Origin of the sequence: Trichocoleus sp. FACHB-262, from assembly GCF_014696035.1 — a bacterium.
Taxonomy (GTDB): Bacteria; Cyanobacteriota; Cyanobacteriia; order FACHB-46; family FACHB-46; genus Trichocoleus.
Genome location: NZ_JACJPK010000094.1, coordinates 18,160 through 31,744 on the forward strand (window position 1 = coordinate 18,160; position 13,585 = coordinate 31,744).

The following is a 13,585-nucleotide window of genomic DNA, read 5'->3' on the forward strand; positions in this document are numbered from 1 at the left end:
AATAGTCCTATAAACCACTCTTTAAGAGTAGCGCTAGCGATCTGTGTAAATAAAAATTAGCTAAATTTCAGTAATACCTACATTTGCGATCGCCTGGGCTTCAACTTCTACTCATCCTGCTAGTTCACTGAATTTCCGGCTGACAACCTCTAGATTGATGTCAAGGGATGCTTACTTAAGACAGTGTCAAAGAAAAGCTTCCTCTGGGCAAACTAAGGTTAGCGCGTGAAGTACTGAACTATATTGCTGGGGTGATTGTTGTGGCGGACAATACAGGCATCAATACCAATAAGGACAAGTTCCTCTATCCAACCGGGCGGTATTACGGTGAGTTCACACCCGAATATTTAGCCTTTAATGCTAACTTGCAAGAGTTTACTCAACGGGTTTCCATTATTTGTGGCTTAGAAGCAGGCGGCAAAATTTCTCCGACAGAAGCTTATGAGGAAATTCAGAAGTTATGGCAGCAGCTCAAAGTTTCTAAGCAAAATTTGTTAGATCAGCAGCGTCCACGCCAAGTTGATCTACCTGACGAAGATTGAGTTGCTGCTGTGCTTTTTTAGGCCACCGAGCTAAATTCCTCAGACCTGAGTAATCAAAATTCTGAATTATTCAAAATACTCAGTCACGATTTTTAGAATCCGCTCAGCCGCTCGTCCATCTCCAAAGGGATTAACGGCAGTTGCCATCTTTTCATAAGCAGTGGGATGACTCAAGAGGTCGGTCGCTGCATTGATGATGTCTGCTGGTTGGGTGCCTACTAGCTTAGCCGTGCCAGCCGCGATCGCTTCGGGCCGTTCTGTGGTTTCCCGCAAGACCAATACGGGCTTACCCAAGCTAGGCGCTTCTTCTTGCAGTCCGCCGGAGTCTGTCAGTAGCAAATAGCAACGTTGGATCGCCCCAACTAAATCAGCATAATCTAGAGGTTCAGTCAAAAACGCCCTAGGATGCTGACCCAGCAACGCTTGCAAGGGTTCTCGCACGGTCGGATTGCGGTGTAGCGGTAGCAATAACGCGGTGTCAGGGAACTTATCGAGAATTTCTAAAAACCCCTGACCAATATCTTGCAACGGCTCACCCCAGTTTTCTCGGCGGTGTACTGTTGCCAGCAGCACTCGATGTTGCTGCCAGTCTAAGCCTGGAATATTACAAACAGGGTGCTGCGCTGCCACAGATAGCAAAGCATCAATCACCGTATTACCTGTTTGGTGAATTTCGCCTACCACACCAGAGCGTTGTAAATGCTCTACAGCCAGAGTCGTCGGGGCAAAATGCAGCTGAGTCAACTGCGAAATCAACCGACGATTCGCTTCTTCGGGATAAGGGTTGTAGAGGTCATCCGTGCGCAAACCCGCTTCCACATGACCCACGGGAATTTTTTGGTAAAACGCTGCCAGGGTAGCAGCAAATGCTGTAGTAGTATCGCCTTGGACTAAAACAATTTGCGGCTCAATTTCCTTAAATAGACGCTCTAGCCCCTGCAAACTGCGGCAAGTAATATCAGTGAGAGTTTGCTGAGGCTGCATAATTGCTAAGTCTTGATCGGCTTGCAAGTCAAACAGTTGCATCACCTGTGCAACCATTTCTCGATGTTGACCTGTCAAAACTACTTGCGTGTCGAAACGCTCAGAACGCCGAAACTGTTGAATTACGGGGGCCATTTTGATGGCTTCGGGGCGGGTGCCTAACGTCACGCAAACTCGAATGGGAAATTGCTGCATTGAACTGAATCGCTTGTAAATAACAACTCACGCAAAGGCTTTTCCTAGGCTAATCGCCTCTACCAACCTGCCTCACTTCATAACACTTATACCCGATACCTGACTCTCCTATACCTGCCTGTTGCTGCTTCCCTAAGACATGGGACACAGTAATTTCAATCTCTTTGATACTTTGACAAAGTTACGGGGGAACCCTGAGCAAGATGGAAGTCAATAAAATGCTTTCGACCAAAATCTTTGGCTTAGGTATATACGTTAGAAAAGTTTTGCAGTTACTCTATGGAATGATAGGTAGTTGCGTATCCTGACAAAAAAGTCAAGCCTTTCATCCAGGAAGTTAAGGCAGTCGGGAGCTTGAAGCTTTTCCCAGTCAAATCTGCATCGGCTTGACAGACTTCTACGGGTTGTTTGCATCTCAACGTTCTTGTAGAGAAGTAGTATATGACAGAATCACAGCGCCCACCCATCTCGCCGCCCCCTGCTCCTGGTCCCCGCGTACCTCCACCGCCTCCACCCCCCATGCGGTCTGCTGCCACTACTGTACCTACAGGGGCTACTCAGCAAATGTCTCCCCAGACGATGCCTATGCCAACGGCTACCGCAGCTCAAAACCCTGCGCCGCCCCCGATGGCTCCTCCTCCAGCACCTCCTGGGTCTCCTGCTGGGCACCGTCCTGGTGCGCCACCGAGTTCCCCGAATGCGGCTCGCAAAACCAATACTGGCGCACCCACCCTAGAGCAGTTGGTCCGGGAAGCTTACGATAAAGGCTTTTCCGACGTCCACTTGGGAGTTGGTGAAACTCCGCGCTTCCGGAACCGGGGAGAAATTGACACGACGAACTACCCCGTCACAGATGAAGCCACCTTTATGAGTTGGTTACGAGAGATTTTGTCTGATGAGGAAATTCGGCGTTTTCAAGACACGCTAGATTTTGACGGTGCCTCTCAGTACGACTTTGCCCGCATCCGGATCAATATTTTTGATTCCCTACACGGCCCTGCAATGGTGCTGCGATTGATTCCGGTGAAGATCTTGACGATGGAGGAACTCAGCCTACCTCCGGTCTTCCGCGATTTGTGCCATTACCACAAAGGCTTGATCTTGGTGACAGGGCCAACAGGTTCCGGTAAGTCCACCACGATGGCGGCGATGATCGACTACATCAATAAGGAGATGCCGAAAAACATCATCTCCATTGAGGACCCGATTGAATTCGTCCACAAAAGTCGGCGATCGCTGATTAAGCAACGGGAAGTCGGGATTAACACCCTCAAGTTTGATAACGCCCTAAAAGCCTCTTTGCGGGAAGATCCAGACATCATCCTGATCGGGGAGATGCGCGATCGTGAAACCGTGAACACGGCCCTCAAGGCAGCGCAAACAGGTCACTTAGTGTTTGGTACCTTGCACACTAACAGCGCTGTGAAAACGATTGAACGGATTCTGAACCTCTATAACCCAGAGGAGCAAGGCCCCATGCGGATTCAGGTGGCAGAATCTCTCATTGGTGTCATTGCGCAGGGTCTCGTGCGGACGACCGACGGTAAGCGAGCCGCGATTCACGAAATCATGATCAACACTGACGCCATCCGTGACTACATTAAGCGGGGCGAAGTGGATGAAGTCGAGGCGATCATTCCGAAATGTACCTTTGACGGTATGTGCACGATGAACCAGTCGCTATACAAGCTGTATGAAGCGGGTCGAATTACCGAGGAAACCGCACTAGAAGCGTCGCCTAAGGCGAATGAAATGGCTATGACCCTGAGAGGCCGTATCTAGCGAGAGTTATCTCACTCAGCTTTAGGGTAAAAGTATTTTCTCTAACCCTACCCGTGAGTTTCTGTTACATTAGTCATCCACTTCAAGCAACTGCTTTCACCTAGAAAGTAGTTGCTTTTTTCCATAGGTTAGTTCAGCGCAGTGCTAGATTAAATCCTTACAATTTCCATACATGATCTCCTAGCTGTAAATATCTCTTGAATCAAGCTCGCTCTTCACCGCCACAACTATTCAAAGGCATTGCCCTATTTACGCCCAAAGGGGATCTAATTTATTGCATCGATCCAAACAAGCAAAAGCGTTGGCATTTGCATTTATGTGTGGCTTTGCAAGAAATTTTGGGCTTACCGGAACCGCCTCACTTTCTCGTTCCTTGCTACACTGCCACGATCGATCGCTGGCTTGATCCGCAAACTAAGCAGGTGCGCGTGTTTGCAGAGGCCTATCCCCCGGTTTTACGTCATCAAGCCTTGCTCAATGCTTTATTTGAAACCAAACATTTAGCCTGGCAACCTGTGGCGATCGCTGATGGCTTATGTGACCCCATGGTTTTGGCCGCTTATCGCCGCCAATTTCCCCAACTGTGGGAATCGCATGAATTAATTGTCCGTTTCGACCAAAACTTTTCTCGTTGGGAAAGTGCTCCTACGGCACCGTCGCGATCGCTCCATGAGCTAGATGAGACGCTTGTGGCATCTAAGCGCACCACCCAGGGATATGTGCTCCGATTGTTTGTATCTGGGCATAGTGCGGCAACTGAGCGAACTCTACAAACCTTGCATGAACTTTTAGAGAATTCGCTGCATCACCCCTATACACTCAAGGTCATTGATATTCTGAAGCACCCCGAGCAAGCAGAGACAGACCAAGTTTCTGCTACACCGACGCTGGTGCGGGTGTGGCCTCATCCAGTGCGGCGCATTGTGGGAGAGCTAGATAATGTGAACCGAATTCTACAGGTCCTTGGCACACCAGATAGCTAGCTAAGAACTAGAGGGTGAAGTCTGGCCAACAAAGAGTTGGGCTGCACAAGCCAGGAAAGGTCAAAGTGGAGACAGTTAAGGTATCTAGAGCAACGCAGCGAATGGCATGGTTGTTAGTATCCGCTACATACAGGCGATCGCCCCAAATACTGAGACCAGAAGGTTCGGCAAAAGAGCTATCAGTACTTTGCCGATCTTGATGCCCAGCTTGTCCATTGCCCACCAAAGTTTGACAATGTTGAGTGCTCAGGTCAATTCGCTTAATTTTGTGATTGTAGGTGTCTGCAACCCACAAGCTTCCTTGAGCATAGGTAATGCCTAAACAATGCTGAAGGCGCACCGCTTCCCCTATGCCATCTACGTCACCGAAGTTAAACAACTCTCCACTGCCACAGATGGTCCTAACTTGATAGTTTGAGCCTAAGCCTATGCCTCGAATGGCGCTAATTTCACTATCAGCTACATAGAGTTCCTGCCCATCTGTAGTGATACCGCTGGGCTGAGCAAAAGCTGCCTGCATGGGCTCTCCATCCACCCCTGCTTCTGCACCACTACCTGCATAAGTTTCGATAAATCCGGTTAATAAGTGCAGAACCCAAATTTGATGTGGTCCTGCCATCGCAACGAAGAGGCGATCGCCTACTTTTTCGACATCCCAGGGAGAATTTAACGGCGTTTCTAAAGCCAATCCTTGCTGAGGTCGAATTAAACGGTTTTGGATTCCGGTGCCAGCGATCGTATCTACCCGTTGTTGCCTCAAGTCAACACGACGCAGCGCATGATTTTCGGCATCAGCTACATAGAGAATCAACTGATCTGAGTCAAGACTCATCCCTTGAGGCGCAAAAAATTTTGCTTCCGCAAAAGTGCCATCTACTAAACCAGGCTCCCCAGTGCCGATCACGTGTCGCACTTCACCTGTGAGCGTCGCTATAACTAGCCGATGGTGGCCTGAGTCAGCCACAAATAACCAAACTTCTGCCCCCAACTGCCCAACTAAAACTTTGCCTGGAAAAGCAAGAGAGCTAGTCAGGGGTTGCTGTTCCTTTTCAAGGGTGAAGCTCAGTTCTTTTAAGCGCAAAGTTTCTTGAGTTTGAGAGTTTTGTAATAGCTCGTTTAGTAAAGCTTCTAGGCGATCGCGGCTGACTTCTCCGGTCAAAGAATGCCGTACATATCCAGCAGGGTCAATGATGACTAAAGTGGGCCAAGCCCGAACCGCGTACTGCTGCCAAACTTCAAACTCACTGTCTACCAACACCGGGTGTTCAACGTCGTAGCGCAGGATTGCCTGACGAATGCTGTTTAGCTCTTGCTCGTTGGTAAATTTAGCGGAGTGAACTCCAATCACTGTGAGGCTGTCTTTGTACTTCTGCTCCAGGTATTTCATAGTTGGCAGAACATGAAGACAGTTGATGCAGCCGTAGGTCCAAAAGTCTAATAAAACAAACCGACCCCGAAGCGATCGCAGCGTCAAAGGATGAGCTGTGTTCAACCAAGGTCGGTCTTGTGGAAGTTCTGGGGCTCTAACGCGAGGCATGAGTATCTCCTAGCAATCAAGCCCCAAAATTTTTAAGGAGTTTCGAGAGATTCTACGTTGTCAACCGAACTGCCAGCCTCAGCTTCTGGATTGCTATCAGGTGAGTCGGTGGTTGCGGGTAAGCTGGGAGCCGCAAACTTCTCGCGCAGTTGCTGTACGCGATCAGATGGCTCTGGTGCTTGAATAATAGGCACTTCCTTAGGCACGGCAGGGGCAATCGGTGCGGGTTGCGAACGTTTACGGATCGTTGGAGCTGTCTGCTGCGGTAGCGTAGGTTTGGGCTTTGGTACCACCACCTCTGGCAAGGCAGGAGTCACAATTGGCGCAGGCATCACAGGAGCAGGAGTTGCTTGGTGCAGCCGCTCAAAAATGTCTCCATACTTAGACTCCAGCGTTGCCTCTGGGACTTCAGGCTCTGCTACAGACGGCTCTAGGCTAGGAGCGATCGCGGGTTCCGCAGCTTCTACGCCGGGAGTTACTTCTGGAGCCTCGATTGCCTGTGGGCTTGGAGCTGTGGCAGGAGCAGGCACTAGATTTCGAAAACGACTAAAGAAGCCACCGGGTTTAGATTCAGTCGGTTGAGCTTGCGACTCTGCCTCTATTGCTGGAATTTCCGTCTCAACTGGAGCAGATTCAGCCGTGTCAGTTGGGACTGCTGGCTCTACGACTGGAGTTTCTGTGACCTCTGGTGCGATGATCTCTGGCGCGAGGCTGGGAGCAGGCGGACGGAGATTAAAGAACCCAGTTGGCTTGGAAGTTGCAGGTGTTTCAACCTTAGCGGGCTCCTCAGCAGCTTCAGGCGATGCAGTACGAGTCGCAGCAGGGGTTGGCTCTATGTCACTAGAAGTTTCTGGAGTTGGAGCTTCCAGTAAGTCTGGCAAAGTGGGCGCATCAGTAGGAGCTGGAATCACAGGGCTAGGCGCTGACCGACGGAAGCGGTTGAAGAAACCACCCGATTTGGGCTTTGCAGTCTCTAGCGGCTCTGGGGTTACTGCCGGTGATTCTGTTTCTTCTTCAGGTATAGAAGGAGGAATAGATTCCAGTGGCTCTGAAGAAGGCGCGATCGCCGGTTCTGGCTGAGTTTTTGGGAGAGTCTCAGGCTCAGGAGTCTCAATGACCTCTGGCTTACTTCTAGGGACGAAGTTTGGCTTCGGGGTGGTGTAAATCGGAGCAGCCGGACTCCGGAAGCGATTGAAGTAGCCACCTGGCTTGGGAGCCTCTGGTTGCTGAATTTGAGGTGGAGCAGGAGATTGGTTGGCCTTTGGCTCAGGCAGAGTTTCTGTAAAAGGTGGGGGAGAGAATTGCCCGTCTGGTTGTTCTTCTGGCAACTCTTCTACAGGTTGCTCTTCTACAGGCTGCTCTTCTACGGCAGGGCTGCTGGGTACTGGCGCGATCGCCTCAGGTTCAGGCATGGGAATTTGCAACTTATAGTTTGGATTGACAATGCCCCGCGCTTGTTCTGCGGAAATTTCGCCTCGGACCAGCTTAGACAGAGTATCTTGGCCGTTGAGTTCGTAAGTAATTAGTCGCACCGTATTGTTAAAGGCATTCCCAATCGGCTTACTCTTCTCATCCAGCAACTCTAGCTGTACCCAGTTTTTACCGGGCTGAAAACCTTTGAGGTAAAGCGGTTGCCAGCGCTCGAAGATAAAGCTCTCGCCATTGATCGTGCAGCGAATACGCCAATCGGAGATGTCGTCATCGTCTTCTTCCTGCGCTACTAAATGCAAAGGAGCATTGGTGAGGTAGAAGTCGAGCATGATTGGCTCAGCGCCATACTCTCCCTTGGGGCGGCTATAAGTTAGCAGCGGTTGTTCTAAATCTGGCGTATTTTCTTGGGTCTTAGTAAAGACATGAAAAGTGGTTTGAGCGTAAGCACCCTCATTCTTAAAGCTTTCATGCCAGGGCCGTGAGGCAAAGACACGCAGGGTATGTGTTCCAGGTGCTACCTCCTTAAGGACCAGCGGCTGGCTGACATCATATACAGCCTCATAGGGCTCATTATCCAAAATCACATGCAGATGAGGCCCTAAGCCTAGCTGGACATCTTTGAAGATGGGTAAATCTGTAACTTGGAAACGCACCGCGACTGTATTGTCTTGCAGGACTTCATTGGGGCGCGGGCTCTGAATTGAAACTTGAGGCTGATATTTTTCTAAGCTTTGCCGCAGTGTTTGAACGACTTCCGGCGGAGAAACTTCTGAGATTTTGCCTGCTTTTCCTACAAGTTGAAGAGATCCGGCGGGACTAGGAAGTCGCGCTTCGGAGCGATCGCCACAGCTTACTAGGCCCATCACCAAACTGACTGCTACTAGGAATGAAACGAAACCTTTAGCAGCACACCGCCAATTCATCGCAAACACGCAGCATTACTCCTAAGCGACCGACATCAAAAATCTTTACGCAAGTCGTTCCTAAGGAACTATAACGAAAAAGGCTTTCACTCCCCGATTGCACCTCAGTTGAGTATGAGTCATTGCGGAGTTACAGCACGATATTACTCTAAAGCTAAAACCTATATTCCCAGGTCTTGTCACTTGGAAAAAGCTAGTTCGCCTGCTTTTCAGCCAATTTCGCTAGAGCGTGTCGCAGCGTGTAGTAGGAGTAACCTGACTTAAAAGTGGGCTTTACTAGCGATCGTTTTTTTACACTTCTTAGCGCTATGTGAACTTATGCAAATCTCCTTGACATTTTGCTCAGCATCACAAAACGTCAAGCTCAGACCCACTAATGGTTTAGACAACTTGAATTATTGTTAACTGCTACGTAAACCCAACCTAAGGCAAGCCTATAATTCACCTTGAAGCTCCCCTCAGGCACTCCGCATCATACTTCAACCTCTCGCGGGACGATAATGATAGCGATTGCATTCTTTTCTGAATCCCAAATTCAGATGGGGTTACAAAGCTTAGTTCAGGTCTCATAAACTTGGATGCAGCTTCTGTAACGGTTCAGAAAAGGGCTCTAGGTGAATTCACAGCACCTCTGAGGGTGGGAGATTCCTCGTTCCTTGTCTAAAGAGAGGAGAGTCTCAATGGCAGTTAGTCCACAGGAGCGAGAGGCTAAAGCAAGGGTGGTCGTTGACAAAGACCCAGTTCCTACTTCTTTCCAGAAGTGGGCGCAACCAGGGCACTTTGACCGGACCCTCGCTCGAGGACCCAAAACCACTACTTGGATTTGGAATCTTCATGCCCTCGCTCACGATTTTGATAGTCATACTAGTGACTTAGAAGACGTATCCCGTAAAATCTTCAGTGCTCACTTTGGCCACCTGGCTGTAGTGTTCATCTGGCTCAGCGGGATGTATTTTCATGGCGCTCGCTTTTCAAACTATGAAGCTTGGCTGGCTAACCCTCTAGGCGTTAAACCTAGCGCTCAAGTGGTTTGGCCGATTTTTGGCCAAGAAATTTTGAATGCAGACGTAGGCGGCGGTTTCCAAGGTATTCAGATTACCTCTGGTTTCTTCTATATCTGGCGCGCTGCTGGCTTTACTAATACCTACCAGCTATATGTCACCGCTATCGGTGGTCTGGTAGCAGCTGCTCTGATGCTGTTTGCTGGCTGGTTCCACTACCACAAACGGGCTCCGAAGCTGGAGTGGTTCCAAAACGTTGAGTCTATGCTCAACCACCACTTGGCTGGTCTATTCGGTTTGGGCTCGCTATCTTGGGCTGGTCACCAAATCCACGTAGCACTGCCTATCAACGCCTTGCTAGATGCAGGTGTTCCAGCTGATCAGATTCCTCTGCCCCACGAGTTCATCCTGAACTCCAACTTAATGGCAGAGATTTTCCCCAGCTTTGCTAAAGGTCTAACTCCTTTCTTCACCTTGAACTGGGGTGAGTATGCAGACTTCCTGACCTTTAAAGGTGGTCTGAATCCAGTGACAGGTGGTTTATGGCTAACTGACACTGCACATCACCATTTGGCGATCGCAGTTCTATTCCTGATTGCTGGTCACCAGTACCGCACCAACTGGGGTATTGGCCACAGCATCAAAACCATTCTGGAAAATCATAAAGGTCCCTTTACAGGCGAAGGCCATAAAGGTCTTTATGAAAACCTGACCACTTCTTGGCACGCTCAACTGTCAATCAACCTGGCAATGGTTGGTTCCTTGAGCATCATCGTGGCTCAGCACATGTACGCAATGCCTCCGTACCCATACTTGGCGACGGACTACGCGACACAGCTTTCCATCTTCACTCATCACATGTGGATTGGTGGCTTCTTCATCGTTGGTGGAGCTGCTCACGCTGCGATCTTCATGGTGCGTGACTACGACCCAGTCGTAAACCAAAACAACCTCTTAGATCGCGTCCTGCGTCATCGGGATGCCATCATTTCTCACCTCAACTGGGTGTGCATTTTCTTGGGCCTCCACAGCTTCGGTCTGTACGTGCACAACGACACGATGCGGGCTTTGGGTCGTCCCCAAGATTTGTTCTCGGATTCTGCAATTCAATTGCAGCCTATCTTTGCCCAGTGGATTCAAAATGTTCACACCTTAGCTCCAGGTGGTACTGCTCCTAACGCGCTGGCTCCTGCTAGCTATGCGTTTGGTGGTGGTGCGGTTGCTGTCGGCGGCAAGGTCGCAATGATGCCAATCGCATTGGGTACGGCGGACTTCATGGTTCACCACATCCATGCGTTCACGATTCACGTCACGGTCTTGATCCTGCTGAAGGGCGTACTATTCGCTCGCGGCTCTCGCCTAGTTCCTGACAAAGCCAACCTGGGTTTCCGTTTCCCTTGCGACGGTCCTGGTCGTGGCGGTACCTGCCAAATTTCTGGTTGGGACCACGTCTTCCTAGGTTTGTTCTGGATGTACAACTCCATCTCGATCGCAATTTTCCACTTCAGCTGGAAGATGCAATCGGATGTGTGGGGTACTGTAAATCCTGATGGCACCGTGTCTCACGTCACGGGTGGCAACTTTGCTCAAAGTGCAATCACGATCAACGGTTGGTTGCGTGACTTCCTGTGGGCACAGGCTTCTCAGGTCATTCAGTCCTACGGTACAGCGTTGTCTGCTTATGGCTTGCTGTTCCTCGGTGCTCACTTCGTTTGGGCATTCAGTCTCATGTTCCTGTTCAGCGGTCGCGGCTACTGGCAAGAACTGATTGAGTCTATTGTCTGGGCTCACAACAAACTGAAAGTGGCTCCTTCTATCCAGCCTCGTGCTTTGAGCATCATTCAAGGTCGTGCTGTAGGGGTGGCTCACTTCCTCCTGGGAGGAATTGTCACAACCTGGGCATTCTTCCTAGCTCGATCAATTTCGATAGGATAAGGGCGAGGAGGACTCCCTAAAACTATGGCAACTAAATTCCCTAAATTTAGCCAGGACCTCGCTCAAGACCCGACTACACGTCGGATTTGGTACGGGATCGCAACGGCTCACGACTTTGAAAGCCATGACGGCATGACGGAAGAAAATCTTTACCAAAAGATTTTCGCTTCCCACTTCGGTCACTTGGCAATCATCTTCCTGTGGACTTCTAGCCTCCTGTTCCACGTCGCCTGGCAAGGTAACTTCGAAACCTGGATCAAAGATCCACTGAATGTCCGTCCCATTGCTCACGCGATTTGGGACCCCCACTTTGGTCAACCTGCGATTGATGCGTTCACTCAAGGTGGCGCTTCTGGCCCGGTTAACGTGGCTTACTCTGGTGTTTATCACTGGTGGTACACCATCGGGATGCGCACCAACGGTGACCTCTACCAAGGTTCCGTATTCTTGCTCATCCTCTCTGCGGTCTTCTTGTTCGCAGGTTGGTTGCACCTCCAGCCCAAGTTCCGTCCTAGCCTCTCTTGGTTCAAGAATGCTGAATCTCGCCTGAACCACCACCTCGCTGGTTTGTTCGGTGTTAGCTCTTTGGCTTGGACTGGTCACTTGGTTCACGTTGCTATCCCCGAATCTCGCGGACAGCACGTGGGTTGGGATAACTTCCTGACGACTCTACCTCACCCAGAAGGTCTACGTCCCTTCTTCACAGGTAACTGGGGTGTTTATGCAGAGAACCCAGACAGTGCTCAACATCTGTTTGGTACTGCTGAGGGTTCGGGTAATGCAATCCTGACCTTCTTGGGTGGCTTCCATCCTCAGACTCAGTCCTTGTGGCTGACTGACATGGCTCACCACCACCTGGCGATCGCAGTGATCTTCATCATTGCGGGACACCAGTACCGCACTAACTTCGGGATTGGTCACAACATCAAAGACATGTTGAACGCCAAGAACTTCTTTGGCGCTAAGACCGAAGGTCAAGGTAACTTGCCTCACCAAGGCTTGTACGACACCTACAACAACTCTCTGCACTTCCAATTAGGCATTCACTTAGCAGCGCTAGGAACTGTGCTTTCTTTGGTCGCGCAGCACATGTATGCGATGCCTCCTTACGCCTTTATGGCGAAGGACTTTACCACTCAGGCAGCTCTGTACACCCATCACCAGTACATTGCAGGCTTCTTAATGATTGGTGCGTTCGCTCACGGCGCTATCTTCTGGGTTCGTGACTACGATCCAGATCAGAACAAAGGCAACGTGCTCGATCGCGTCCTCCGTCACAAAGAAGCGATCATCTCTCACCTGAGCTGGGTATCTCTCTTCCTGGGTTTCCACACCCTAGGTCTATACGTCCACAACGACGTTGTAGTTGCTTTCGGTACTCCTGAAAAGCAAATCCTGATTGAGCCTGTATTCGCTCAGTTCATTCAGGCTTCCCACGGTAAGGCTCTCTATGGCTTCAACACCCTGCTATCAAATGCGGATAGTGTTGCTTCCAATGCTGGCGCTACTTACCTACCTGGTTGGCTCGATGCCATCAACAGCGGCACCAACTCCCTCTTCTTGACCATCGGTCCTGGCGACTTCCTAGTTCACCATGCGATCGCTCTGGGTCTGCACGTTACGACCTTGATTTGCGTCAAGGGTGCGTTGGATGCTCGCGGTACCAAACTGATGCCCGATAAAAAGGACTTCGGTTTCACCTTCCCTTGCGACGGTCCGGGACGAGGCGGCACTTGCCAAACCTCTGCTTGGGAACAGTCGTTCTACCTTGCTGTCTTCTGGATGCTGAACACCCTGGGTTGGGTCACCTTCTACTGGCACTGGAAGCATCTGGCTGTATGGCAAGGCAACGTAGCTCAGTTTAATGAGTCTTCTACTTATCTCATGGGCTGGCTACGCGATTACCTCTGGCTGAACTCTGCTCAGCTGATCAACGGGTACAACCCCTATGGCATGAACAACCTGGCGGTCTGGGGCTGGATGTTCCTCTTTGGACACCTGGTTTGGGCAACTGGTTTCATGTTCTTGATCTCCTGGAGAGGTTACTGGCAAGAATTGATCGAAACCTTGGTTTGGGCGCACGAGCGTACTCCTCTAGCTAACCTGGTTCGCTGGAAGGACAAGCCTGTTGCTCTGTCTATTGTTCAAGGCTGGTTGACTGGTCTAGTCCACTTCACGGTTGGCTACGTCCTCACCTACGCCGCTTTCCTCATCGCCTCTACTGCCAGCAAGTTTGGTTAATCTTCACTGATTGACTCGCGTTAGCTGTATA

The 13,585-nt window shown here is 50.2% G+C and carries 8 protein-coding genes; 5 read left to right on the top strand and 3 right to left on the bottom strand.

What is annotated here, in order from left to right; all coding sequences use genetic code 11:
- The first annotated feature begins 260 nt into the window (after positions 1-260).
- Positions 261-542: a hypothetical protein gene (locus H6F68_RS22015; RefSeq protein WP_313930211.1), complete on the top strand. Its 282-nt coding sequence runs from the start codon at positions 261-263 to the stop codon at positions 540-542.
- Positions 543-608: 66 nt separating this feature from the next.
- Here the strand turns inward: H6F68_RS22015 and wecB are convergent, their stop codons facing one another.
- The gene (gene wecB / locus H6F68_RS22020; protein WP_190562314.1) at positions 609-1,721 is read right to left on the bottom strand and encodes a non-hydrolyzing UDP-N-acetylglucosamine 2-epimerase; all 1,113 of its coding nucleotides are present in this window, start codon (positions 1,719-1,721) and stop codon (positions 609-611) included.
- 441 nt (positions 1,722-2,162) lie between these two features.
- On the opposite strand from wecB, the gene H6F68_RS22025 reads away from it, so the two are divergent.
- Both H6F68_RS22025 and H6F68_RS22030 read left to right on the top strand, forming a co-directional pair.
- Positions 2,163-3,503, top strand: a complete 1,341-nt coding sequence (locus H6F68_RS22025) for a type IV pilus twitching motility protein PilT (protein WP_190435007.1) — start codon at positions 2,163-2,165, stop codon at positions 3,501-3,503.
- 197 nt (positions 3,504-3,700) lie between these two features.
- Positions 3,701-4,486 (top strand): circadian clock KaiB family protein, encoded by a 786-nt coding sequence (locus tag H6F68_RS22030; protein WP_190562316.1) that lies wholly within the window; start codon positions 3,701-3,703, stop codon positions 4,484-4,486.
- 7 nt (positions 4,487-4,493) lie between these two features.
- Here H6F68_RS22030 and H6F68_RS22035 read toward each other — a convergent pair whose 3' ends face one another.
- A complete protein-coding gene (locus tag H6F68_RS22035; protein ID WP_190562318.1) occupies positions 4,494-6,023 on the bottom strand; it encodes a thioredoxin-like domain-containing protein in 1,530 nt (509 codons plus the stop codon).
- Between the two features lie 32 nt (positions 6,024-6,055).
- Positions 6,056-8,386, bottom strand: a complete 2,331-nt coding sequence (locus H6F68_RS22040; protein ID WP_190562320.1) for a hypothetical protein — start codon at positions 8,384-8,386, stop codon at positions 6,056-6,058.
- A gap of 671 nt (positions 8,387-9,057) precedes the next feature.
- Between H6F68_RS22040 and psaA the strand changes: the two genes are divergently transcribed.
- Positions 9,058-11,313 carry a photosystem I core protein PsaA gene (gene psaA, locus H6F68_RS22045; protein ID WP_190434996.1) on the top strand — a complete coding sequence of 752 codons (2,256 nt, stop codon included), beginning with the start codon at positions 9,058-9,060 and terminating at the stop codon, positions 11,311-11,313.
- A 24-nt stretch (positions 11,314-11,337) separates the two neighbouring features.
- The gene (gene psaB, locus H6F68_RS22050; RefSeq protein ID WP_190434993.1) at positions 11,338-13,554 is read left to right on the top strand and encodes a photosystem I core protein PsaB; all 2,217 of its coding nucleotides are present in this window, start codon (positions 11,338-11,340) and stop codon (positions 13,552-13,554) included.
- The last annotated feature ends 31 nt before the right edge of the window (positions 13,555-13,585 follow it).